The following is a 23,788-nucleotide window of genomic DNA, read 5'->3' on the forward strand; positions in this document are numbered from 1 at the left end:
AAAGGGACCTTTCGCGACGAGCGGCATTCGCGCTAGGACGGGCGACATGCCACGCATGTTCATCTTCGGCCTGGGATACACGGCCCAGAATATCAACCGCGAGCTGGTCGCGCGCGGGTGGGAGGTCGTGTCAACGGGCCGCGAGGGCACGCTCTCGTTCGACGATGGCGATACGGTGAGAATGGCGCTGGCCGATTCGGATCACGTGCTATCGTCAGTGCCGCCGGGCGGCGAAGGGCTGGACCCGGTGCTAGATCGCTATGGCGCAGCACTCGCGGGCAAGCCCCTTTCCTACCTCTCCTCGACGGGTGTCTACGGCGACGCCGGCGGGGCCTGGGTCGACGAGCATTCGCCAGTGGGCACGGGCCGCCGCAGCGCACGTAGCGACGCCGACGCGGCATGGCTCGCAATGGGGGCGCGGGTCTATCGCTTGCCGGGCATCTACGGACCGGGGCGCAGCGTCTTCGAGCGGATCGAAGAAGGCAAGGCGCATCGCATCGCCATGCCGGGTCAGGTTTTCAGCCGAGTCCATGTCGCCGACATCACCAGTGGCGTGATCGCGGGGCTGGAGGCGCCCGCGGGCGCGTACAACCTGGGCGACGACGAACCGTGCAGCCAGAACCGCCTGGTCGAAGAAGCATGCCGCCTACTCGGCGTGGCCCCGCCGCCGATGCAGTCGCTCGAGGAGGCCAACCTCTCGCCGATGGCCCGGGGCTTCTATGCCGAGAACCGCCGGGTCGCGAACGGCAAGGCCAAGCGCGTGCTGGGCTGGCGGCCCGCCTACCCCGACTTCAGAACCGGATTGCGCGCTCTCAGGGCCACGACCAGCCCCACCATCGCCAGCACCGCGCCCGCCACCGACAGCGCGCTCCAGCGATAGCCCTCGAACAGCGTGGAGAGCACCATCGCGATCACCACCACGACCACGCCGTTATAAGCGGCGCGTCCGGCGCCCAATTGCCGGATCAGCGTGTAATAGAGCGGAAAGGTCACCACCGAGCCGAACAGCGCCAGGAAAACCGTGCCCGCCCAATACTCGGCGCGGACCGGCAGCACCGGCGGCCCGGCCGTCATCCACGCAACCGCGAAGTCGATGATCGTGCCGTAAAGCATCGCCCAGGCCAGCAGGCTGACCATCGGCAGCGCCCGGCCCGTCTCGTTCGCCTGCATCACGTTGGACAGCGATGCGCAGAGCATCGCGATCACTCCGAACACGATCCCGAGCCAGACATCGCCGCCCAGCGGCGCCGTGCGCGCCTCGTGCACCAGCAGCAGCGCCAGTCCGCCGATCGCGATGGCGCTACCGAGTGCGAATCGGCGCGTAATAGGCTGGCCCAGCACGAAGCGGCCGAGAATAGCGTTGGGCACCAGCAGCAGCCCGATCATCAGCGCGACGATCCCCGAGGTGAGGTGCAGCTCGGCCCGATAGACGAAGTTGAAATTGCCGCAGAACTGCGTCGCGCCCATGAACAGCGCCAGCGCCTGTCCGTTTCTGCCCAATGCCAGCCGCTTACGAGTCAGGAGCGCGACCAGAAACATCGCCGGCGTCGCCAGCATGAAGCGGTAGGTGACCGACCAACTGGCGGGAACGTCGTCGATCTGGTCGGTGATGACGAGCCAGGTCGATCCCCAGATCAGGCAGACGAGGATGAACGGCAGCGCGATGCGCGGCTGCAGCAAGGTATGCGGCGCTTCGGCCGCGCCGCTTGCGGCGGTCATAGCGCCTCGATCGCGCGGGCGAGAGCGGAGACGTGAGCGTCATCGGCATCCCATGCGGTGACGAGACGCGCCGCATCGTTGCCCCAATCGTAGAATTCGAACCCTTCGTGACGCAGCGCGCCGCGCTCGGCCTCGCTCACCGCGAGAAAGATCTCGTTGGCTTCGACCGGATGCAGCAAGCGTCCGCCTGCCGCTTGCGCAATGGCTTGTGCGGCGGCGTTGGCGGCGCGCGCGTTCTCGAGCCAGAGGTCGTCCTCGAGCATGGCCAGGATCTGTGCCGCGAGGAACCGGCCCTTGGACTGGAGGTGCCCGGCACGCTTGCGTCGATAGCGTACGACCTGCGCCATGGCCGGATCGAAGAATACGATGGCTTCCGCCCCCAGCCCGCCGTTCTTGACGAAACCGAAGCTCAGCGCATCCGCGCCCGTCGCCGCTTCTGCGGGCGCACAGCCGAGATGCGCGACGGCATTGGCGAAGCGCGCCCCATCGATGTGCAGGCCCAATCCGCGCGACTTTGCCATCTGAGCGATCGCGGCCAGCTCATCCGGCCGATAGACGCAGCCGTATTCGCTCGCCTGCGTGATCGAAACCGCGTGGGGCTGAACCTGGTGCACGTCGTCGCGGATCGGATCGACCACGGCGGCGATGGCCTCGGGGGTCAGCTTGGCATGATCGCCTTCGGCCAAGAGCAACTTCGCGCCATGAAGATAGAAGCCGGGCGCCCCGCCCTCGTCCGCTTCGATATGCGCCTCGCGGTGACACACGACACCGCCATGCGGAGGACACATCGCGGTCAGCGCGAGGCAGTTCGCCGCCGTGCCGGTCGCGACCCAGAGCGCCGCGCACTCGCGCCCGAACAGCGCGCTGAAGGTGGCGTCGAGCTCCCGGCTGAGGTGATCGTTGTCGTACGGCGAATCCGCCAGGTCCGCGGCGCGCATGGCCTCCCACACGGCAGGGTGGACGGCGGCGGCATTGTCGGAGAGGAATTTCATGACCATATCGCCTGCGAGCGGATGACGCGCAGGTCAAGTGGCGCCACCGCAAGCGAATGCAAGGAGCCCAGCATATGGTCGCAGTCACGATCACCAAGCACGACCGCGGTGACGCGGGCGAATACCAGGCGCATGTCGCGGACAGCGATCACATCGGCCGTCTTACCTGGGTCGAGCAGGACGGTGTGCACATTGCCGACCACACGATCGTGCCCCCCGCCATCGGTGGACAAGGCGTGGCCGGGCAACTGGTCGAAGCGCTCGTCGCCGATGCGCGCGAGAACCAGTTCAAGATCAGGCCGATGTGCAGCTACGTCGTTGCGGCGTTCGACAAGCATCCCGAATGGAGCGACGTCAAGGCCTGAGCCGACCAGTCCCGTAGCCCCGCGCGTGTTCTGCGGGGCAGCGCAGCACGCCCCGCCGCGCCCCCGGATCGGGTCGCGCGCGGGTTCGCCTGCCCCTCAGGCAAAACCCCGCGCGAGATATTCTTCGGCGAGCCCGGCCAGATAGGCCGCGCCTTGCGGCATCACCGTCTCGTCCACCATCATCCGAGTCGAGTGAATGCCGCAGCAATGCTGCCAGTCCTCGCCTTCGTGGCTGACCCCGAGGAAGAACATCGCGCCGGGCACTTTCTCCAGCACATAGGCGAAGTCTTCCGCGCCCATGATCGGATCGGCGAGCCGCAGGAACGCCTGCTCGCCGAACATCGCGCGCGCCACGCCCTCCCCGAAATCGACCGCAGCCCCGTCGCAGATCGTTACCGGGAAGCCTTCCTGGATGCGGGTCTCTGCGGTCAGCCCATGCGCGCCCGCGACGCCGGCCGCCAGCGACCCAAGCTCCTCGCGCAGCCGCGCGCGGCTTTCTGGCGAGAGGCTGCGCATCGTGCCGATCATCCGCGCGCTATCGGGGATCACGTTGTGCGCAGTGCCGCTATCGATCTTTGAGACGGTGACGACGACGGGATCGAACACGCTGAACCGCCGCGCGACCATCGTCTGGACCGCGCCCACGATCTCGCAGGCGACAGGCACCGGATCGAGCGTCTGATGCGGCATCGAGGCATGACCGCCGCGCCCCGTGACGACGATCTCGAACTGATCCGCCGCCGCCAGCAAGGGCCCGGCGCGGCCGCCGACCAGGCCGTGCGGCGCATTGGGCATGACATGCAGCGCGAAGGCCGCGTCGGGCAGCGGATGGTCCGCATCCTCGCCGCCGAGCAGCCCGTCCTCGAGCATGAACCGCGCGCCGTGATGGCCTTCCTCGCCGGGCTGGAACATGAAGCGCACTTCACCGCGCAGGCTGTCCTTGCGGCGGCACAGGATCTCGGCCGCGCCCGCCAGCATCGCGGTATGCGCATCGTGCCCGCAGGCATGCATCACGCCGGGATTGCCCGAGGCGAAGTCGAGCCCGGTCTCCTCGGGCATCGGCAGCGCATCCATGTCGCCGCGCAGCAGCACCGAGCGGCCCTCTCCGGCATCGCCGCGCAAGGTCGCCACCAGTCCCGTGGTCGAGGATCCCTCGCGCCATTCGAGCGGGAGATGCGCCAGCGCCTCGCGCACTTTGTCGCGCGTGCGCGGTGTCATCAGGCCAAGCTCGGGGTCGGCATGGATCGCGCGCCGCAAGGCGGTGATCTGCGGGGCGATGGCGCCGGCTTCGGCCAGCAGCGTCTGGGTCGTCATCGCACGATGATGGACCCTGCTCAGCCCACTGTCGAGGCATCCGCTTCCGCGATCGTCTCGACCTCGCCGCGTTCCAGGCCGCGCAAGGTGCGCCACGCCAGAATGCCCATGACGAAGTACGCCGTCGCACTGCCCAGCGCGACGGCCCAGGCTGCCCCGCTGGGGCCGAGCGGGATGAACAGGATCATGCCCACGGCCAGGGCCGCGACCGAAGCCAGCCGCGCGAAGAGGCTCAAGTGCGCGCGCCCCGTGGAGTGCAGCACCGGCTCGAACGCGACCATGGCCAGCTGGAAGCTGGCGGCGACCGCGAGCGGCACGAGAATGCTGGCTCCGCCCTCGAACGCCTCGCCGCCGATCAGCCCCAGCAATTGCTCGCCGAGAGTCAGCGCGATGACGACCACGATCACCCCGGTTCCGGTCGCAAGCAAAGTGGTCTGCAACACCAGCTTGCGAAATTCGTCGGCCTGCGCCGCAACGCGGGCCCGCGCGACTTCGGCATAGACCGCACGCGTCAGCAGGGTGGAGAGCTTGCCGAGCGCCTGCGTCACTTGCGCGGCAAGGCGGTAAAGGCCTGCGGCGCGCGTCGAGATGAACGCGCCCACCGCGAGCAGCGGGCCGTTCTTCATCACCGCATCGAGCGATTCGCTGGCATAGGTAACGAGGAAGAAGCGCACGATGCCTTCGTTCTCGTCGAGCGCCTTGCGCCAGTCGCGCAAGTAGCGGAAGCGAATCGCCTGCGGAGCAAGACGCCTCGCGGTGAACCAGTAAAGCGCCGCCTCGGCGAGATCGATCGCGGCCCAGGCGAACAGGAATCGCCCGACGGTGGGGCCCATGTGCCAGATCCACAAGGCGGCGAGCAACCGCCCCAGCGGCACGATCGCCTCGACATAGACCGCGCTGTCGAACCGATGCAGCGCGCGCACGATCCCGGTCGGCGCCGAAACCAGCGACCACAACGAGGCCACCGCGAACCAGAAGGCGATGTCGATGTAGTTCGGGTTGAGCGAGAGGGCATCGGCGAACCCGTAGATCGCGATACCGGCAATCGCGCAGCCCAGGATCGCGCCGATCAAGTCGAGGATGCCCGCCAGCATCGCCAGGCGCCCGAACTGGTCCCACTGCTGCGCATGGACGTGTTCGCTGCCGTAACGCACCACCACGCGCCAAGTCTGGAAGCCCGCCAGCGCGACCAGCGCCTGCGCGGTTCCGAAGATCAGCGAAAAGTGGCCGAAGTCCTTGAGGCCCAGCGTGCGGGTGAGGATCGCCAGATAGACGATGCTGCACAGCGCGCCGAAGCCCTTCCCGCCCAGCAGCCACGTGGTGTTCTGCAGGATCCGCCTGAGGGGATTCGTCGTGTCGTCTACGCTCTTGGCGGCCATACTGGCGAGGCATTTGGACGAGCCCGCGACGTCTGGCAAGCGCGGTCGCTGCACCGCCGCTTCCCCTGCAACCCAACAGCGGCTAGAGCGCCCGGCTATTCCGCCATTCCAAGATGACGAAGCGCACCATGATCGAACACGCCATACTCCTGAGCGCCGGCCAAGGCTCGCGCATGCTGCCGCTGACGGCGGAGCGCCCGAAGTGCCTGATCGACTTTTCCGGGCGCTCGCTGCTCGAATGGCAAGTCGAGATGCTGGCGCGCGGCGGCGTGAAGCGGATCGACGTGGTCACCGGCTTCATGACCGACATGGTCGATGCCGTGATCGACCGGATCGACGATCCGCGGGTCACCATCACCACGCGGTTCAATCCATTCTACAAAGTCGCCGACAACCTCGGTTCGTGCTGGATCGCGCGCGACACGATGGACGGCGATTTCCTGATCCTCAACGGCGACACGCTGGTCTCCGAGCAGATCGTCGCGAAGGTTCAGGCAGGCTCCGACTGGCCCATCGCGGTGACGGTCGACGTCAAGGACGCCTACGACAGCGACGACATGAAAGTCACGCGCGGCCCCGACGGCCGCCTCGCCCGCATCGGCAAGACGCTCACCGCCGAGGAAAGCAACGCCGAATCGATCGGCTTCCTCGCCTTCCGCGGCGAAGGCGCCGAGCTGTTCCGCGAAGCCGTGCGCACCGCGATGCGCACCCCCGAAGGCGTGCAGCACTGGTACCTCAAGGTCATCGACAGCCTCGCGCCGAGCGGCAAGGTCGGCACCACGTCGATCGAAGGGCTCGACTGGGCCGAAGTCGATTTCCTGAACGACATCGAGATCGCCACGGCCCTGACCGATCGCTGGGCCTAGCACCGCAAGCGCTGCGCGGAACTTCACGAAGTTCGCCCAGATAGCGCATGGTAAGTTTGGGCGGAGTCCCTAAGTCTCAGGCGTGCGCCGCAACGCGCGCGGCGGTGGCGATCCGGTTATCCGACGATGAAAAAGAGCGGACTTGCGCTGCTGGCGAAGCCGGCACACTTTTGACAGACCGCGCCACCGTAGGAAAGAAGGCGCTGTTTGGGCGTGCCAAAGCGGCTGCGGCGCGCCAGATCGCCCCAGTTCCCGCCCCCGCGTCATCCCGGCCCTGAGCCGGGATCCCGCTCCTTTCAAAGACCGAGACAAATATAAGCGAGACCCCGGATCAAGTCCGGGGTAACGGCGGCTTTCGGGGATGCGTTTAACGATCGCGAATGTCGCGAAAGTCGTGGCAAGCGGACATTCCTAACTTTAACGATATCTCGCAAAGGCAGTGATTCGCATTTCAAACTTAGTCAGTCCATGCGCGCAGATGATCCGTTGAACCATTTTCATGATCCCTATTGCTACGAATATCGTTTTCTCTGGCAATCCGAGTTTTCTAAGCGGCGCAGGGCGCTCGGGCCTTATGCTGCGATTAGAGCACAGAATTATGTTTCAGAATTGCGGGCAATGCGACGGTCATTGAGCATTGGTGGCAAGCCGTCATTACTTAATTTCAAATCTTTCGGGGCCGCTCATCATGAACATTTCATTCAGGATCGAAAAAATCAACGCTTAAGGCGTGCAATCGATAGAGGTGAAACGCGGCGATCAATCGCACGTCGCGGCTTATTTGGTTCATTGAAGAACTACTACACTTTTCACCGCAGCTAACGTTAGGCTCACGGAGATATCAAGATCAGGGTAGTCGGGTGGCGATGTCGGCTTTGGGGCGAAAAATGCGATAAGCTGCCAAGTCCGCTTTTGGGGAGGCCGACGCGGGCTTCGAACGACAGGAAAATCATTGGAAGCGGACATTAGGGATAGTCCACCAAGAGCCATTCGATGGCTGCGATGATCAATGCGAATAGGCCAATCGCTGCCGCACAACCAATGAATCCTCGCACCCACTGATTTTCGAATGCGGGTTCGCCATTGGGTTCTTCGTAGCTCACCCAATCCAACATCGCAGATTTTCTGATGGCAGCAATGTTGTCGTGTCCCGACAGTCCGCTTTTGGGGAGGCCGCCGTGAGCGGCAAACGGCGGGAACGTCGTGGGAAGCGGACGTTAGTCTCCCACTGGGTGACGCTCCAACCAAATGTCGTTCTGCCAGTCCTCATAGCCGAGCAAACTGCCAAAACGTCGCTCATGTTCATCTTGCCAATTGCCGTAATGCTCGATCAGCTGAAGCATCGCGTCCACCCGCCAATCTTCGCCGGGCAGAGTGTAGAAAACTCGGCGTGATAGCCAGTCTGGTCGATTAGGAACCCCTGAATCAACAATGCGTCGATTTATTCGGCGACTGGTGACATGTCGGTCGAACAACCGATGATACCGCATCACGCAATCAGGCTCATACCCCACTATATCGTTGAACATCGCCATGGGTTTAATACCACGTAGCATTAGTCCAAGTTCTCGGTTCGTGTGTACAAGGTAGGGCAAATCGCGAAGAGCATCAGGCAGCATCAAACAATATTACACTCGCCCGCTTCTGTCCGCTATGTTGTTGTGTCCGGAAAGTCCGCTTTTGCGGCTTGAAATTCGATAGCCTGTCATGTCGGCTCTTGGAGACACCGACGCGAAATGCGTGCGGCAGGATAGGATCTGCGAACCAGCGCCGCTGTGGGATCATCCCGCCGGGTATAGGCGTTGTCGTTAACATGCATTCCCTGAGCGTCGACCGACGCATCATTCCCGAAAGGAACTCCCGCCATGCTGACCGTCCATCATTTGCGCATGTCGCAATCCGAACGCATCGTCTGGCTGTGCGAGGAGCTTGGCATCGCATACGATCTCAAGCTCTATGACCGGCGCAGCGACAACCGGATGGCGCCCGACGAATACAAGGCGCTGCATCCCATGGGCATGGCGCCGGTCATCACCGACGGCGACATAGTGCTGGGCGAAAGCGCGGCGATTTGCGATTACATCAATGCGCGCCACGGCGGCGGCAAGCTTGCACCCGGAGCGCAGAGCCCGGACTTCGCCGAGCATCTGTTCTGGTTCCATTTCGCGAACGGATCGATGATGCCGATCGCCTTTGTCGAAATTTCCGCTTCGGTGACCGGAGCCGAGACCGTTCCCGACTTCATCCAGGACAGAAAGCAGCGCGCCTGGGGGATGATCGAACAGCGCTTGAGCGACGCTCCGTTCTTCGGCGGCGAAGCGCTGAGCACGGCCGACGTCATGATGATCTGGACGCTGACCACTGGCCGCCTATTCGACAAGTTTTCGCTCGAGAACTATCCCGCGGTCCGCGCCTATCTGCAGCGCATCGGTGAGCGTCCAGCCTACCGCTCGGCTCGCGCCAAGGCCGAACCGGGCGTTGAACCGATGCTGAGCTGAAAGGGGGCTGAGCTGAAGCGGCGCGCGCGCTTTAGGCGCGCGCTTCGCTGACCCCGGCGCTGTTGTGGCGCAGCGCTTTCAGCACGGTTTCGACGATCTGCGGGGCGTTCAGGCCCGCCGTGTCGTACTGCAGCTCGGGCTTGTCCTGATCCTGGAACACGTCGGGCAGGCGCATGGTGCGGATGCGCAGGCCATTGTCGGTCAGGCCCTCGTCGCTCGCCATGGTCAGGACGTGGGCGCCGAGGCCGCCGATCGCGCCTTCCTCGATCGTCACCACGACTTCGTGGCTGAGCATCAGCTTGCGGATCAGGTCGGTGTCGAGCGGCTTGGCGAAGCGCAAGTCGGCCACCGTAGTCGAGAGCCCCTTGGCTTCGAGCGCATCGGCGGCCTTGCGCGCTTCGGCGAGGCGCGTGCCGAGCGACAGCAGCGCCACCTTCGAGCCTTCGCGCACGATCCGGCCCTTGCCGATTTCGAGCCGCTCGGGAACCGCCGGCAGTTCGACGCCGACGCCTTCGCCGCGCGGATAGCGGAACGCGATCGGGCCATCGTCATGCATGACGGCGGTGTGGACCATGTGCACGAGCTCGGCCTCGTCGGCGGCGGCCATCACTACGAAGTTGGGCAGCGTCGAAAGATAGGTGACGTCGAACGAGCCGGCATGCGTCGCGCCGTCCGCACCGACCAGGCCGGCGCGGTCGATCGCGAAGCGTACCGGCAGGTTCTGGATCGCGACATCGTGCACGACCTGATCGAAAGCGCGCTGCAGGAAGGTGGAATAGATCGCACAGAACGGGCGCATGCCTTGCGCCGCGAGCCCCGCGGCAAACGTCACCGCATGCTGTTCGGCGATGCCGACGTCGAAGCTGCGATCGGGGAACTTCTGCGCGAACTTGTCGAGCCCCGTGCCCGAGGGCATCGCGGCGGTGATCGCGCAGATCCGCGAATCCTGTTCCGCCTCGGCGATCAGCGCCTTGGCGAAGATGCCGGTGTAGCTGGGCGGTCCGCCCGCGCTTTTGACCTGCTCGCCCGTGACGACGTTGAACTTCTGCACGCCATGGTACTTGTCGGCGCTTTGCTCGGCCGGGCCGTAGCCCTTGCCCTTCTGCGTCACGACGTGGACCAAGCACGGGCCACTGGTGGCATCGCGCACGTTTTCGAGAACGGGAACGAGCTGATCGAGATTGTGACCATCGATCGGGCCGACGTAGTAGAACCCCAGTTCCTCGAACAGCGTGCCGCCCATCGCCATGCCGCGCGCATACTCGTCGGTCTTTTTGGCGGCACGGTGCAGCGGTTCGGGCAGGCGGCGCGAAACCTTGCGGGCCAGCTCGCGCATCGAAAGGAATTGCTGCGAGGACACCAGCTTGGCGAGATAGGCCGAAAGCCCGCCCACCGGCGGCGCGATCGACATGTCGTTGTCGTTGAGGATCACGACGAGGCGATTGCCCGCCGCGCGCGCGTTGTTCATCGCCTCGTAGGCCATGCCCGCGCTCATCGCGCCGTCGCCGATCACGGCAATGCCGCGCCCCGGCGCGCCGCTCAGCTTGTTGGCGATCGCGAAACCGAGTGCCGCCGAGATCGAGGTCGAACTGTGCGCCGCGCCGAAGGGATCGTATTCGCTTTCGCTGCGCTTGGTGAAGCCGGAAAGACCGCCGCCCTGGCGCAGCGTGCGGATGCGATCGCGCCGTCCGGTCAGGATCTTGTGCGGATAGGCCTGATGGCCGACGTCCCACACCACGCGGTCATCGGGCGTGGCAAAAACATAGTGCAAGGCGATCGTCAGCTCGACGACACCGAGCCCCGAACCGAGGTGACCGCCCGTTTCGCCGACGGCAGCGATCGTTTCCGCGCGCAATTCCTGGGCGAGCTGTTCGAGCGCCTCAGGTTTCAGCTTACGAAGATCATCCGGAATGCGAATGGTATCGAGAAGGGGAGTGGCGGGTTCGCCTGTCATGTTATGGTTGTACACGAGCCTGTTTGCACTGTCGAACACCCCCCATATGACGGCCGGGGCCCGTTGCGAACCCCTCAAATGCGAGGAAGAACCCATGGGCATACGCTGAGGTGCTGGGCGGCAGCGGATGGCTCGTGGCGATTACGAGGCTTCGCTCGAAGGTGCTTCGGAGCTGAATCGGTCGGTCAGTTGCACTGCGAGCACGTCCCGCGCACTTCGACAACGGGGCGGACATCGGCGAAACCGGAGGCGCGGGCCGCGTTGGCGATAGCGCCGGTCAGCGCGTCATCGTCGATGTGGATGGCTTGGCCGCACGAATCGCAGATCAGGAAAATACAATCGTGGCGACAGCCGGGATGGCTGTTGGCGAGGTAGGCGTTCGCGCTCTCGACCCGCCGCGCCAGGTTGGTGCGCACGAACAAATCGAGGATGCGGTAGACGGTGTTGGGCGCGACCCGCTTGCCGCGTGCCGCAGAAACGCCTTCGGCAAGATCGTAGGCCGACGCCGGGCAATCCTGCGCCGCGAGCACTTCGAACACGTCGGCGCGCATGTCGGTCCATTGCTCGCCGGCGTCCACGAAAGCGGCTTGGGCGGCATTGCGCAGCTTTTCGCCGCTATGTTCCTGGTGACTGTGTTTGCTGGCCATGCTGCGCAATATGGCAATCCCTCGGCGCCTGTACAATCCGGCGCTCTGCGGCGCTCAATTGCGCGTGAAGTCGGCCTTGTAGACCACCGGGTACAGCGTCTTGAGCCCTTTGACCTTGGGCGCATCCCAACGCACGATATACGCAGCATCGGGGTTCTTGAGCATGTAGTCCTGATGGTAGGTCTCAGCCGGATAAAAGCCGCTGTATGCCTCGACCTTGGTGACGATCGGATCCTTCCAGATCCCCGCCTTGCCGATCTGCGCGAGGTAGGCGCGCGCGACCTTGGCCTGCTCCGGCGTCGTGGGCACGAGGGCGGAGCGATACTGCGTCCCGCGATCGGGACCCTGGCGATTGAGCTGCGTCGGATCGGCGCCGACCGAGAAGAAGATGCGCAGCAACTGGTCGTAGCGGATGACGGACGGATCGTACTTGATCCGAACCGCTTCGGCATGGCCGGTGCCGCCGCCGCTGACCGCGCTGTAGTCCGCATCGCGGCGCGAACCGCCGTGATAGCCCGCAACCGCGCTCTTCACGCCTTTGACGTGGCTGTAGACCCCCTCGATGCCCCAGAAGCAGCCGCCGGCGAAGATCGCGGTCTGCAGGCCCTTCTCGGAGGCCTGAACCTTCGCGATCGGCGCGCGAACGATGCTCTCGGCGGCAACCGGCGACTGGCACGCGGCCAGCATCGCCAGGCTCGCCGCCAGCGTCAGCGCGGAATGTTTGGGGCCGAAGGACTTCACTCGGCGGACGCAGCGACGGCGGCCGGTGCAATGCCGTTGGCCATCGAACTGGCCGGCTCGCCCGAGATCGTCGCGAAGACGAGCGCGGTGCCGCCGGCGAAGCCGAGCGCGAAGAGCCGGGTAAAGTCGGACTTGATGAGCTTTTTGAACATATCGATCACTGTGTCTCGTTGAAGTGCCCGACCCGTTTGTCAGATCGCGCCTTTAGGCGATGTGAACATTGCCACAGGGAACTTGTGAGATCGACGAACTGCGTTTCAGGAAGGACGGCCCGAGCCTGAACGCCCCGAATCAGTGACGGAAGTGGCGCATCCCCGTGAAGACCATGGCCAGGCCCGACTCGTCGGCGGCGGCGATCACCTCGTCGTCGCGGATCGATCCGCCCGGCTGGATCACGGCCGTCGCGCCCGCTTCGGCGGCAGCGAGCAAGCCATCGGCGAACGGGAAAAAGGCGTCGGAGGCGACGGCGCTGCCCACGGTGCGCGGTTCGCTCCAGCCGAACTTCTCGGCGGCTTCCTTCGCCTTCATCGCGGCGATGCGCGAGGAATCGCGGCGGTTCATCTGCCCCGCGCCGATACCGGCGGTGACGCCGTCCTTCGCATAGACGATCGCGTTCGACTTGACGTGGCGCGCCACGGTCCAGGCGAACAGGCAGTCGCGGATTTCCTGCTCGCTCGGCGCGCGCTTGGTGACGACCTTGAGATCGTCTCGCGAGATCGCGCCATTGTCGCGGTCCTGCACGAGAATGCCGCCGGCGATGATCGCCATGGTCTGCCCCGCGCGGCGCGGATCGGGCAAGTCGCCCGTCAGCAGCAGGCGCAGGTTCTTCTTCTTGGCGAAGAACGCCTTGGCCTCTTCGTCGGCATCGGGCGCGACGACGACTTCGGTGAAGATCTTGCAGATCGCCTCGGCCGTCGCGCCGTCGAGCGGGCGGTTCGCGGCGACGATGCCGCCAAAGGCCGAGACGTCATCGCATGCCAGCGCGCCTTCCCAGGCCTCCAGCAGGCTTCCCGCCTGCGCGACGCCGCAAGGATTGGCATGCTTGACGATGACGATCGCCGGGTCCTGTCCGCGGAACTCGGCGGCGAGCTCCAGCGCGGCATTGGTGTCGTTGTAATTGTTGTAGGACAATTCCTTGCCCTGCACTTGCTCGGCCTGCGGCAAGCCCCGCGTGTGCGGACCGCCCGGCAGATAGAGCGCCGCATCCTGATGCGGGTTCTCGCCGTAGCGCAGCGTGCCAGCAAGCACGCGCGACATGCTGACTTGGGCGGGGAACTTCTCGCCCTGGTCGGCATAGGCGAACCACTGCGAAATCATGGCGTCATAGGCTGCCGTCGCGGCGAAGGCGCGTGCAGCCATGCGCTTGCGGAAGTCGAGCGTCGTGCCGCCCGCGTCGTCGAGCTGGGCAAGCAATTCGGCATAGTCGGCGGGGTCGGTGACGATCGTGACGTAAGCGTGGTTCTTCGCCGCCGAGCGGACCATCGAGGGGCCGCCGATATCGATGTTCTCGATCACCGTGTCGCGGTCCGCACCCGAAGCGACGGTCGCCTCGAAAGGATAGAGGTTGACGACCACGAGATCGATCGCGCCGATCGCATGCTCGGCCATCGCCGCCGCGTGCTCGGGATTGTCCCGCACCGCGAGCAGGCCGCCGTGCACTTTCGGATGAAGCGTCTTGACGCGCCCGTCCATCATTTCGGGAAAGTCCGTCAGGTCCGAGACGTCCTTGACCGTCAGCCCCGCCTCGCGCAGCGCCTTGGCCGTGCCGCCGGTCGAAACCAGTTCGACGCCGCGTGCGGCAAGGGCCTTGCCGAGATCGACCACCCCGGTCTTGTCGGACACCGAGAGAAGAGCGCGTTGGAGAGGGATCGAATCTGGCATGAGCTCGGCTTTCGCTAACGGGCGGATCGCGCGCCTGTTAGGAGGGCGAATCGCGATTGTAAAACCGCGCGGCCGCGCCAATCCACGACGCTCAGCTCATCTTCTTGAACAGCCACCCGAAATTGCCGCCGCCGCGCGAGACGAGCCCTTGCACGACCAGTTGCTGCGTCGCCACGGGCCGGCCGCCGCCATCGACCCACAGACTGTCCTCGATCTCGAGTTCGACTCCGGTGCTGCGGAACTGCCAGTAGCTGCCGTCGGGCAAGGCCAGGCCCGCCCCCATGCGATCCTCGCCGAGACGCACTTCGACGCCTGCCCCGAGATGGAACCGGATCGCGAAAGCGACTTTGCCGCGCTTGCCCTTGCGGCCCGAAGGCACCAGCAGATCCTCGCCGCGCAGTTCGGTGCCGTCGTCGCGCATAATGAGGATGCGGCGGTGTTCGAGCCCGTAGCGCGTCGCATAGCCGTTATGGCTCGCTTCGATCCGAGTGGCGGTGCCGCCCCCCTCGAGCTCGAGCGAGCGACGGTCTACATCGACTTGCGACACGCCCGAACCGATCGCGCCATTGATCAGCACGGCGGTGGAATTGGCATCGTCGAGCGTCATCGTCGAATGCGCCGCGGTGGCACGCAGACCCTGCTCGAGCCGGACCGGGACCAGCCCGCCGGCACACGCGGCGCCGCCGCAATTGGCGACAATCCGCTGGCCGGCATGCGACAGCTCGAACGCCAAGGTCGAGGCGCAGCCGTAGCGGGCATGGCGCGCCAGCGGCGGCGGCGCGACGTCGACCATCAGGATCGATTTGCGCGCGGCAATTCGCTGATAGCCCCATTGCCGCACGTCGCGCAGCGGCCGCGCGCGCACTTTGCTTGCGTCGACGAGGCGGGCGAGCTCTTCGGCAGGCACTGCCCAGGCGCCCTGCCAGCTGCCGAGCGAACCGTTGCCGTGCGTCAGCGCCAGCAGCGGCGGCACCATGAAGGCCAGCATCTGCTCGAAGGGCTCGGGAAATTCGTGGCGCATCGCGGCGTAGCAGGCGCGCAGCTTCACCAGCAGCGCGATCGCGTCCATCTGCATCAGCGGACTGCGCGAGAGCAGCCCTCCGTCTTCACCGACCAGCTCGCCCAGCGCTTTGGCCAGCCCGGCTTCGCCGAAAAGGCGGCGCGGGCGTCCCTCGGGCAGCAACAGGCCGGCGGCGACGATGCCGCACCAGCCCGCCACTTCGGCCAGGCCATCTTCGGCCTTGGTGACGTTGTGATCGAGCCAGCGCGCGGCATCTTCCATCGCGCGCAGCATCCGCCCGCGAAACTCGGCTTCGCCGCCCAGCAGGAGCGGCGCATGCACCAGCCAGTTGATCAGGCGCGTCCCGGTGTTGCCGACGGTCCATGCCGGCCCCTTGCCCGGGCGGGTCGGCGCCTTGACGTTGGCATCGAGCCATTCGCCGGCGATCCGCTCGGCGACGGGGCCGGTCTGTTCCCGCGGAGCACTTGCCTCGAGATCGGCGAGCCAGGTGAAGCCGTGGACCACGCGCTCCAACGGCGGGGTCGCGCGTGCCGCGCCCTGATAATCGACTTGCGCGATCGGCAGCTTGGCGCCGTGGACGAAGAAATGCCCGGCGCGCAGGGCCGTGCCGGTCACGCGGTTGCCGGGCAGCGGGTTCTCGACCGTCGCCAGCAGCCGGAGCCGGACCTTGCGGCCCATCCGCGAGGTCAGCATCGAGGCGGGCATGCCCATCTTGTAAGCCAGCCGAATCAGCTTCTCGCCCGCACTGGCGCGCGGCGGCACGAAATCGGTCAGGGCAAGCGCCCGCCCGGGGCGAATGACCTGATCGGGCGCATGCGACGCCTCGCCCCCGTCCACGCTAGCAGCAGCATTGGCCGAAGGCTGGTCCGTGCTGTCCTGCGTAATGCCCTCCTCGGCACGATCGATTAGCGGCATGGCAACGGGTCCGTCCGAGCGCGGTTCGCGGCGTCGGACGCGGACCGCCTCAGCCATGGGGCACGAGCCCCTTCAAAGCGGCAATGTTGTCCGCATAGTAGGAGGAACCACCCTTGAACGTCGCGGTTCCCGCCACGAGCACATCGGCGCCCGCATCGACGCACATCGGCGCGGTGCGTCGGTCCACGCCGCCATCGACTTCCAGCCGGATGTCCTTGCCGGTCTTGTCGATCATCTTGCGCACCGCTTCGATCTTGCGCAGCTGGCTGTCGATGAAGCTCTGGCCACCGAAGCCGGGATTGACGCTCATGATCAGGACCAGATCGATCTCCTCGATCAGGTAGTCGAGCATCTTGGCCGGGGTCGCCGGATTGAGCGAGATGCCGGCCTTCTTGCCCAGCGCGCTGATCGCCTGGACCGTGCGATGCGCGTGCGGGCCCGCCTCCGGGTGGATCGTGATGATGTCCGCGCCCGCCTCGGCGAAGGCCTCGAGGTAGGAATCGACCGGCGAGATCATCAGGTGGACGTCGAACGGCTTGGTGGTGTGCGGCCGCAGCGCCTTCACCACCATCGGGCCGATAGTGATGTTCGGCACGAAGTGACCATCCATCACATCGACGTGAATCCAGTCTGCTCCGGCGGCGTCGATCGCACGGACTTCCTCGCCGAGACGCGAGAAATCGGCAGACAGAATCGATGGGGAAATGAGCGGGGGGGCCATGAGGCGGATCGAAGCTCCTTTCACAGGCGATTAAATCACCCCGACTCCGCCTAACAATACGATCATGCCCGGTTTTCCACACGCAATCGCGAATTCGGCAATTCTCTTTGCCCGCCGAGCACCGCCAGGGACCAATTGGAGACGACGAACCGAGCGCCCTGCGCCATGAACCGACAATTCAGTCCTTATTCACTGGGATTTGTCTAGAACCGGGATGTTGAAACACTCGCCGGGACGAGCCAGCTCTCCTCCCGCACGGCCTGTGATCGGCGCGACCGCCGATCAAGGCGCGATGGACGATTTGAGAATTACGGGGTCTAGCTTTGATGAACAAGTACCTTGCCGCTTGCGTGACCGGTATCGCCGCCGTGGCGCTGACCAGCCCCGCCCCTGCGGCGGCGCAATACGGGCAGAAGATCGGAAACGACCTGTCGAAATGCTACAAGGGATCATCGTCGGCAGTGATGGTCACCGTGGACGGCGTCAAGAATTCGGTCGGCGAAGTGCGCGTGCAGGCGTATCGCGCGACGTCTGGCGACTGGCTCAAGAAGGGCCGCTGGCTCAACCGGATCGAGACGCGGGCCAAGAGCGGCTCGATGACCTTCTGCGTCCCGGTTCCGGGCCCCGGCAGCTATGCCATCGCCGTGCGACACGATGCCAACAACAACCACGAAACCGATATCACCGTCGATGGCGGCGGCATGTCGAACGATCCCAGCATCAACGTGTTCAACCTCGGCAAGCCGAGCGTGTCCAAGACCGCCTTCACGGTCGGCAATGGCGTCAAGTCGATCCGGATCCAGATGAAGTACATGTGATCGCGCGACGCGCGGCGGCGATCCTCCGCGCGTCGTCGAGATCCTTGGGCCGATCGACATCGACGGCCGCGAGGCCATCGCGCGCGGCGACGGCCGCGGCCCTGAAGCCCAGCCGATCGCCCAGCCGCTGCACGGTATCGGCCAGCGTCAGCCGTCCGCGCCAATAGGCCCAGAGCGTCGCCGGACCCAGCCGGGCGGCGATCCGCCAGGGCCGCTTGCGGTCCGCTTCCACCATCGACCAGGTCGCGATCCCGTCGCGCGCGCCCTCGGTTGCCAGCAGGAACAGATTGCAGCCCGACCATTCACCGTCGGCAAAGCGCAAATACGTGCGGCGCGAGCCCGGCACGGCGCGCTCGATCGCTGCGCGATGCGCCAGCAGGATGGCGACGTCGGTACCGACGGGCGTGTCCGCAACGAAATCGGTGATCCAATCGGACTGCAACAGCGCATGGTCCGCCGTCGTCACCAGCAGCGGCGCGCCGAGCAATTCGAACCCCGCCGCGACGCTCGCGCTCGGTCCTGCGCGCGCGGGCACCCATTCGCATTCCAGACGACGCGCCAGCGCTTCGACTTCGGGATGGTTCCCGGCCACCGCGCAGCGCGCGATCCCCGCCGCACGGATCGCCTCGACCACGCGTTGCAGCATCGGCTTGCCGTCGATCTCGGCCAGCGCCTTGTGCGCCACCCCTGCCGCCTCGGCCACGGGATCGGGCGCGCCCGGACGGGCGCCCGCGAGGACCAGCGCGGACAGGCTCATAGCGGCTGGCTCATGCCCGGCTGCGCTTTGCCCGCCACAGCTTCCACAAGACCCCCGGTGCCGCGAGCATCGGATGGCGTTCGCGCCACGGCGTCAGCGGCACCGCCACGCCGGTGTGGCGCTCGATCTTCCACGCCGCATAGCGCGCCGCGCCTTCGAACGTGGTGGAGGCCTTGACCAGGCGGGCGAGGTTGTAGGGCCGGCCCGCCCGCCGCCGCCGGTGCCACCAGCGCAGCAGGCGTTGCCGTCGCTCCGGATCGAGGCGCGGCGTCAAGGTGCCCTGCGCGCCGCGCGCGAAATCGATGCCTTGCGCGATCAGCGCCAGCGGCAGCAGCCCGTCGAAATGCTCGCGATTGACCGCCAGGATCGAATCCTCGCGCCCCGCCTTCTCGACGCGGAATTCCGCAGCGTACGTCGCGCGAAACAAGGTTCGCCAGTATTCCTCGGGCGAAGCGCTCGGCGCGCCCAGCGCCACGGCGACGCGCGCACCGGTCTGCGCCGCGGCGCACACGGCGGCGGTCACGGCCTGGCGCGCAGACGGGGTGCGCGCGTAGACCAGGGCCGAGGGCTGCACGAAGCGCGTCCAGATCGTCGTGTCGATCGTCTCGCCCGCGGCAGCGGCGGCGAAGGTCTGCAGCGTCATCGTCGCGACTTTCGCGCGCAGCGTCACGCCGTCGATATCATGCTCGTGGTAGCTGACGCGCGGCCAGATGCCGCGCTCCACCGGCCCGGGCAGCAGCACATAGAAGTCGAGCACCCCCTCGAGCGATCCAGTGCGGAGATTCGATCCGTAGAACACGGTGGCCAGGGCATCCTGCGCGACACCGAGCTGCGTGGCGAATGCGGCGACTTTCGGATCGACCGGTCGCGCCAGCGCGGTGGCGATCCGCGCTTCCAGACCGTCGGTCACGGAACGACGAAGGCGAGCCGCGGCCCTTCCTCGACCAGATACCGGCCCGCGGGGAACGCTTCGCCATCGAGAATGAAGGCAGCGCCCAGGTCGAAAGTATAAGGACCGCCCTCGAGGCGATGGCCGGCATTGCCGCCCCATCCTTCCATCGAGGACCCGAAGATGATCGCCGGCAGTCGGGCAAGGAAGCGCCGCACCGGATAATCGATGAGGCCCAGCTTGAGGCCCGCGCCGGCATTGCGTCCGAACGGCTTCGCGCCGAGCGGGAATTGCTCGAAGGTGGTCGCCACCGCGATGAAGCGCTCGTCCGGATTGCCGGTGTCGCCGTGCGGGACTTCCTGTCCGGTAGACCGGTCGACGATCCGCATCGGGGTGCACGAGCGCCAGATATTGCCGCGCCGACCGAAAAAGGACTGCACGATTACCCAGATCACTGCCAAGGCGACGGCGAAACTGCGGAAGGCACCATGGCGATGCGCCGCCTGCGCGGTATCGGTCGCGCGCGTGAAGACGCCCGCGCCCATGAAGAAGCCCATCGCGCTGCCGCCTTGCCCGGCGGCGCCGGAGATCCGCAGCGGGCTGCGATGGGCGATGCGTCCACCCCGGGCCGCCGCGAGCGCTTCCGCCAGCGACCAGTGATCGGGGAGGCCCAGATCGATGGTGAGCGCGTTGGTCTTGCCTTTGGGCAGGATGATCAGGCGCGGCCAAATTCTGCCGAAGATCGCCTCGCCCGTGCTCAGCACGTCGCGCACTGTCCCGTCGCCGCCGTCGACCACCAGGAAATCGATACCGCGCTCGGCAAACCCGGCGAGGCAAGCGTGCAGCGCCTCGCGCGTCCGCGGCGTTTCGATCAGGATGTTGGAGCAATCGGCAAGTTCGGGATCGCGGCCCTTGTTGCGATGGCTGCGCGGATTGCGCACGATCCCGACCAGCGGAACCGCGCGCCCACGCGGCGCATAGCGACCGGCACGCGCCAAAGGCACGGCGGGCTGCTCGAAGAGGCGCAGGGTGTCGATTTCGTAAGCGGATCCGTGCACAGCGGGCCATGTAGACACGGAACTATCAAAAATCATCCATAAAACTGTACTCTATTGTAATCGCCGCCCTCCGCCCGTCGCAAAGCGCAGCGCGATTGCGTCGTCGCCATCGCCCTCTTAGGGGCTGGACAGATGAACGAGCGCAGCGAGACACTTCAGGTCGAATTCGTCGGCACCAATCCGACGAAGCTTTGGGGCCTCACCCTGGCGGAGCGAACGCGCCGGCTATCCGCGGCCGCCGGATTCGACTGGGTCGAACGCGTCTCGGCGAGCCATGGGCTCCTCGTCAACGCGACGTTTGCCTGCGATCCGGCGTGGTTTCGCCATGTCGCGCAGCATCCGGGCACGATGCTCGCGTTCGAGGGGGTTCCCGCGCTAGCGCACGTCCGCTCCGAGTCCGAAGCGGCCGAAGTGCGCGAGGCGATGCGGACGGATCGGCCATGCGCCGCGACCGCCCTCGAGACGCTGGAGTATACCGAGGGCCCGACCATCGAGGACAAGGCGCTGCGCAAGCGCGAGACTCCGTTCCTGATGCCGCTGCGCCCCGACACGGTCCGCCCGATCGAGCGCGCCAGCTACTTCGGCGCCTACAAGGGCGTCACCGACATCCTGACGAAGTACCTGTGGCCCGAGTGGGCGCTGGTGCTGACCCGGATTGCCGCGCGCATCGGCATGACGCCCAACATGGTCACCGCGATCGGGGCCACGCTTTGCGTCGTTGCCACTGTGTGCTTCGCTTACGGCTGGTACTGGACCGGGATGGCGACGGGTCTCGGATTCATGGTGCTCGACACCGTGGACGGCAAGCTGGCGCGCTGCACGGTCACGTCCTCGTGGTGGGGCAATATCTTCGATCATGGCATCGATCTGGTCCATCCGCCCTTCTGGTGGTGGTTCTGGGCAACGGGGCTTGCCGCGTGGGGCCTCGCCTACGACACCGCGACGTTCTGGTGGGTCCAGGGCGCGATCCAGATCGGCTATGTCGTGCAGCGCGTGATCGAAGGCATCTTCATCCGCCGCCACAAGATGCACATCCACATCTGGCGCCGGTTCGACAGCCGGTTCCGCCTCATCACCGCGCGACGCAATCCGAACATGGTGATATTGTTCGTCAGCACGCTGGTGCTGCGCCCCGATCTGGGCCTGATCGCGGTGGCGTGGTGGACGGTGCTGTCCTGCCTCGTCCATGCCGTCCGCCTGGTGCAGGCCGAAGCGGCCATGCGGCGCAACGGGCCGCTCACATCCTGGCTCGCCGAAACCTGAAGGAGACGAGACCGATGAACCCCACGATCGAGAAATTCGGCTTTCCGCAATCGCTGGTGGCCGAATTCGACCACTGGGTCGTCCTCGCCCGTCCCGCGCAGCCGACGCTGGGCTCGCTGGTGCTGGCGGCGCGATCCGCCGCGACTGCGTTCGGCGAATTGCCGGCAGAAGCGCATGCCGAGCTGAAGACGGTCACCGCCGCGATCGAGGCGGCGCTGTCCGAGGCGGTCGATTACGCCAAGATCAACTACCTGATGCTGATGATGGTCGACCACGAAGTGCACTTCCACGTCATCCCGCGCTACGACGGCGCGCGCGAGTGGGAGAGCCGCGAATTCGTCGATGTCGGCTGGCCCAAAGTGCCCGACCTCGGTCACGCCGTCGCGCTGGAACGCGAGGATCTGATGAAGCTGGTCGAGTGGCTGAAGGGCTACTTCTGAGCGTGGATTGAGTCTTTTGTTTGGTGCGCTCGTCACATCCGTGACGAGCTTTGCGGCACCGGCCCACGCCCCCACCCGACCTCCCACGAGTGTATCCTGATGGGAGGTCGGGTGGGGGCGTGAGCCGGGGCCGCCAAAGGTCCGGACATCCGTCCGGACCTTCCAAACCTAGAAGCTACCAGTCGTAGGCCTTGGGCAAGTCGCTCTCGTCGAGATCGCGATAGCGCTGCTTGAGGCGGCTTTGATGGCTGTCGAGCGGCTGCACGACGCCGTCGATGACGACTTGTACCGGCGCCGAGGTTACTTCCAGCGGATCGCCGTCCCAGACCACGACATCGCCCACCGCGCCCGGCTTGAGCACGCCGGCCCTGCCGCCCATTCCGGCGATTTCGGCGGGAATCGAAGTGATCGCGGCCAATGCCTCGCCCCAGGTCAGTCCGGCGGCCCCCGGAATTTTGGTGAGCGCGACGAGATTGCCCGCGTACTGCGGCGCATAGCGCGGGTGGTTGTCTCCATCGAAGGGCCCGATCGCGACCTTGACGCCTGCCTGCTTCATCCGGCCCACGTTCGATTGAGTCGAGGCGAGCTCTTCGAAGCCGACGGGCAGGTCCATCAGCGCCTGCGCGATCACGGGCACGCCTGCCGCCGCGATCTGATTGGCAACCTGCCAGCCCTCGCTTGCGCCGACGATCACGAGGTCGAGCTTGGGAAACTCGCGGCTCAGATCGAGCACCGAGAGAATGTCCGACGCGCGCTCGACATGGACGTAGAGCGGCTGGCGGCCCTCGACCACCGGAACCAGCGCGGCTGCATCGAAGCGCGTCAGCAGGACGTCGCCGCCGCGTTCGGCCCGGTCGTCACCCGCCAGACGCGGGTCGATCGGCAGATCGTCGCCGCTGCGCATCGGATCGGGGCTGGAGGACTGCCCCGGGATCGATGCGCGGGTGCCATAGGCCTTGGCTTCGCGCAGCGCGTTGCGGAACAGCGCGTGCGCCGAGGTGCGGCTGCCGCCGGCGCGGCGGGCACCGTATTCGCCGAGCTCGACGAACTGGAAGGCGCGCGGCCGCGTGACCGCATTGCGATCCGCGCCGAGGTCGATCACCGCGCCTTGTCCAGCGAAGATCGAGGATTCGGCGTCCGGCGCGACCGTGGCGCGCGTGACGCCGCCTTCGCGGCTGACCACGACATCCTGCGAGGCCGGATTGATCGCCGGCGCCACGTCGAGCGCGGCATTGAACGGCGAATTGCCCGCGCCGATGTCGTTGCTCTCGTCGACCGCGAGGACATCGTAGAGGCCAAGGTCGGTAATCGCGGCGAAAAGCCCCGGCGTCACCCACATCCCCGTGCCGTCGACCGCCTGCACCCCGGCGGGAACGGCGATTCCCGTGCCGACGGCGGCGATCCGGCCGCCGCGCACGACGACGGTGGCGTTCTCCATCGGCGCGCTGCCATCGCCGGTCGCGACCGTGGCGCCGGTGACGGCGTAGTCCTGTGCCTGTGCGAGACCGGGGACGGCCATGGTCAAGGCGACGAGCGCCGTGCGGATCAGG

23 protein-coding genes are annotated in these 23,788 nt (G+C 66.1%); 7 read left to right on the plus strand and 16 right to left on the minus strand.

Features of this window, described 5'->3' with window-relative positions:
- Positions 1 to 46: 46 nt before the first annotated feature.
- Positions 47 to 880, plus strand: coding sequence for a Rossmann-fold NAD(P)-binding domain-containing protein (locus tag GQO94_RS09085; RefSeq protein ID WP_156840823.1), 834 nt, complete (start codon positions 47 to 49; stop codon positions 878 to 880).
- Here GQO94_RS09085 and GQO94_RS09090 read toward each other — a convergent pair.
- Both GQO94_RS09090 and GQO94_RS09095 read right to left on the minus strand, forming a co-directional pair.
- Complete coding sequence (locus GQO94_RS09090; protein WP_156840824.1) at positions 781 to 1,719, minus strand: DMT family transporter; 939 nt, start codon at positions 1,717 to 1,719, stop codon at positions 781 to 783. The two genes, GQO94_RS09085 and GQO94_RS09090, sit on opposite strands and share 100 nt — an antisense overlap.
- Positions 1,716 to 2,711, minus strand: a complete 996-nt coding sequence (locus GQO94_RS09095; protein ID WP_156840825.1) for a threonine aldolase family protein — start codon at positions 2,709 to 2,711, stop codon at positions 1,716 to 1,718. Before GQO94_RS09095 ends, GQO94_RS09090 begins: the two co-directional genes overlap by 4 nt.
- 74 nt (positions 2,712 to 2,785) lie before the next feature.
- Between GQO94_RS09095 and GQO94_RS09100 the strand changes: the two genes are divergently transcribed.
- Entirely contained in the window at positions 2,786 to 3,076 is a 291-nt protein-coding gene (locus GQO94_RS09100; RefSeq protein ID WP_156840826.1) for a GNAT family N-acetyltransferase, read from the plus strand.
- A 96-nt stretch (positions 3,077 to 3,172) separates the two neighbouring features.
- On the opposite strand, the gene GQO94_RS09105 is transcribed toward GQO94_RS09100, so the two are convergent.
- On the minus strand, positions 3,173 to 4,390 hold the full coding sequence (locus GQO94_RS09105; RefSeq protein WP_156840827.1) for a M20 metallopeptidase family protein: 1,218 nt from the start codon (positions 4,388 to 4,390) through the stop codon (positions 3,173 to 3,175).
- 20 nt (positions 4,391 to 4,410) lie between these two features.
- Complete coding sequence (locus GQO94_RS09110) at positions 4,411 to 5,823, minus strand: lipopolysaccharide biosynthesis protein (RefSeq protein ID WP_232332845.1); 1,413 nt, start codon at positions 5,821 to 5,823, stop codon at positions 4,411 to 4,413.
- A 74-nt stretch (positions 5,824 to 5,897) separates the two neighbouring features.
- Here GQO94_RS09110 and GQO94_RS09115 point away from each other — a divergent pair, with 74 nt between their 5' ends.
- Positions 5,898 to 6,635 (plus strand): phosphocholine cytidylyltransferase family protein, encoded by a 738-nt coding sequence (locus GQO94_RS09115; protein WP_156840903.1) that lies wholly within the window; start codon positions 5,898 to 5,900, stop codon positions 6,633 to 6,635.
- A gap of 1,217 nt (positions 6,636 to 7,852) precedes the next feature.
- Here GQO94_RS09115 and GQO94_RS09120 read toward each other — a convergent pair.
- Positions 7,853 to 8,170 (minus strand): hypothetical protein, encoded by a 318-nt coding sequence (locus tag GQO94_RS09120; protein WP_198045895.1) that lies wholly within the window; start codon positions 8,168 to 8,170, stop codon positions 7,853 to 7,855.
- A gap of 330 nt (positions 8,171 to 8,500) precedes the next feature.
- On the opposite strand from GQO94_RS09120, the gene GQO94_RS09125 reads away from it, so the two are divergent.
- Positions 8,501 to 9,133: a glutathione S-transferase family protein gene (locus GQO94_RS09125; RefSeq protein ID WP_156840830.1), complete on the plus strand. Its 633-nt coding sequence runs from the start codon at positions 8,501 to 8,503 to the stop codon at positions 9,131 to 9,133.
- 31 nt (positions 9,134 to 9,164) lie between these two features.
- Here GQO94_RS09125 and dxs read toward each other — a convergent pair whose 3' ends face one another.
- From dxs to rpe, 7 genes are all read right to left on the minus strand, one after another.
- A complete protein-coding gene (gene dxs, locus GQO94_RS09130; protein ID WP_156840831.1) occupies positions 9,165 to 11,087 on the minus strand; it encodes a 1-deoxy-D-xylulose-5-phosphate synthase in 1,923 nt (640 codons plus the stop codon).
- A gap of 185 nt (positions 11,088 to 11,272) precedes the next feature.
- A complete protein-coding gene (locus GQO94_RS09135) occupies positions 11,273 to 11,734 on the minus strand; it encodes a Fur family transcriptional regulator (RefSeq protein WP_156840832.1) in 462 nt (153 codons plus the stop codon).
- Positions 11,735 to 11,788: 54 nt separating this feature from the next.
- Entirely contained in the window at positions 11,789 to 12,421 is a 633-nt protein-coding gene (msrA, locus tag GQO94_RS09140; protein WP_156840904.1) for a peptide-methionine (S)-S-oxide reductase MsrA, read from the minus strand.
- Positions 12,422 to 12,471: 50 nt separating this feature from the next.
- Entirely contained in the window at positions 12,472 to 12,636 is a 165-nt protein-coding gene (locus tag GQO94_RS09145; RefSeq protein WP_156840833.1) for a hypothetical protein, read from the minus strand.
- A 130-nt stretch (positions 12,637 to 12,766) separates the two neighbouring features.
- Positions 12,767 to 14,356, minus strand: coding sequence for a bifunctional phosphoribosylaminoimidazolecarboxamide formyltransferase/IMP cyclohydrolase (gene purH / locus GQO94_RS09150; RefSeq protein ID WP_156840834.1), 1,590 nt, complete (start codon positions 14,354 to 14,356; stop codon positions 12,767 to 12,769).
- A 91-nt stretch (positions 14,357 to 14,447) separates the two neighbouring features.
- On the minus strand, positions 14,448 to 16,349 hold the full coding sequence (locus tag GQO94_RS09155) for a heparinase II/III family protein (protein ID WP_232332846.1): 1,902 nt from the start codon (positions 16,347 to 16,349) through the stop codon (positions 14,448 to 14,450).
- Positions 16,342 to 17,013 carry a ribulose-phosphate 3-epimerase gene (gene rpe, locus GQO94_RS09160; RefSeq protein ID WP_156840835.1) on the minus strand — a complete coding sequence of 224 codons (672 nt, stop codon included), beginning with the start codon at positions 17,011 to 17,013 and terminating at the stop codon, positions 16,342 to 16,344. The genes GQO94_RS09155 and rpe overlap by 8 nt, the downstream gene beginning before the upstream one ends.
- A gap of 326 nt (positions 17,014 to 17,339) precedes the next feature.
- On the opposite strand from rpe, the gene GQO94_RS09165 reads away from it, so the two are divergent.
- Positions 17,340 to 17,831, plus strand: coding sequence for a DUF2141 domain-containing protein (locus GQO94_RS09165; protein ID WP_156840836.1), 492 nt, complete (start codon positions 17,340 to 17,342; stop codon positions 17,829 to 17,831).
- Here the strand turns inward: GQO94_RS09165 and GQO94_RS09170 are convergent.
- The 3 genes from GQO94_RS09170 to GQO94_RS09180 are packed head-to-tail and all read right to left on the minus strand — an operon-like array spanning position 17,797 to position 20,553.
- Positions 17,797 to 18,588 carry a nucleotidyltransferase family protein gene (locus GQO94_RS09170; RefSeq protein WP_156840837.1) on the minus strand — a complete coding sequence of 264 codons (792 nt, stop codon included), beginning with the start codon at positions 18,586 to 18,588 and terminating at the stop codon, positions 17,797 to 17,799. The genes GQO94_RS09165 and GQO94_RS09170 overlap by 35 nt on opposite strands.
- A 10-nt stretch (positions 18,589 to 18,598) precedes the next feature.
- Positions 18,599 to 19,498 carry a hypothetical protein gene (locus GQO94_RS09175; RefSeq protein ID WP_156840838.1) on the minus strand — a complete coding sequence of 300 codons (900 nt, stop codon included), beginning with the start codon at positions 19,496 to 19,498 and terminating at the stop codon, positions 18,599 to 18,601.
- The gene (locus GQO94_RS09180) at positions 19,495 to 20,553 is read right to left on the minus strand and encodes a diacylglycerol kinase family protein (RefSeq protein ID WP_232332847.1); all 1,059 of its coding nucleotides are present in this window, start codon (positions 20,551 to 20,553) and stop codon (positions 19,495 to 19,497) included. The genes GQO94_RS09175 and GQO94_RS09180 overlap by 4 nt, the downstream gene beginning before the upstream one ends.
- Positions 20,554 to 20,667: 114 nt before the next feature.
- On the opposite strand from GQO94_RS09180, the gene GQO94_RS09185 reads away from it, so the two are divergent.
- Complete coding sequence (locus GQO94_RS09185; protein WP_156840839.1) at positions 20,668 to 21,798, plus strand: CDP-alcohol phosphatidyltransferase family protein; 1,131 nt, start codon at positions 20,668 to 20,670, stop codon at positions 21,796 to 21,798.
- A 14-nt stretch (positions 21,799 to 21,812) separates the two neighbouring features.
- Positions 21,813 to 22,238 (plus strand): HIT family protein, encoded by a 426-nt coding sequence (locus GQO94_RS09190; protein WP_156840840.1) that lies wholly within the window; start codon positions 21,813 to 21,815, stop codon positions 22,236 to 22,238.
- A gap of 175 nt (positions 22,239 to 22,413) precedes the next feature.
- Here GQO94_RS09190 and GQO94_RS09195 read toward each other — a convergent pair whose 3' ends face one another.
- Positions 22,414 to 23,757 carry an amidohydrolase family protein gene (locus GQO94_RS09195; protein WP_198045905.1) on the minus strand — a complete coding sequence of 448 codons (1,344 nt, stop codon included), beginning with the start codon at positions 23,755 to 23,757 and terminating at the stop codon, positions 22,414 to 22,416.
- Between the last annotated feature and the right edge of the window lie 31 nt (positions 23,758 to 23,788).

Source organism: Novosphingobium aquimarinum (assembly GCF_009746585.1).
GTDB classification, from domain to species: domain Bacteria; phylum Pseudomonadota; class Alphaproteobacteria; order Sphingomonadales; family Sphingomonadaceae; genus Novosphingobium; species Novosphingobium aquimarinum.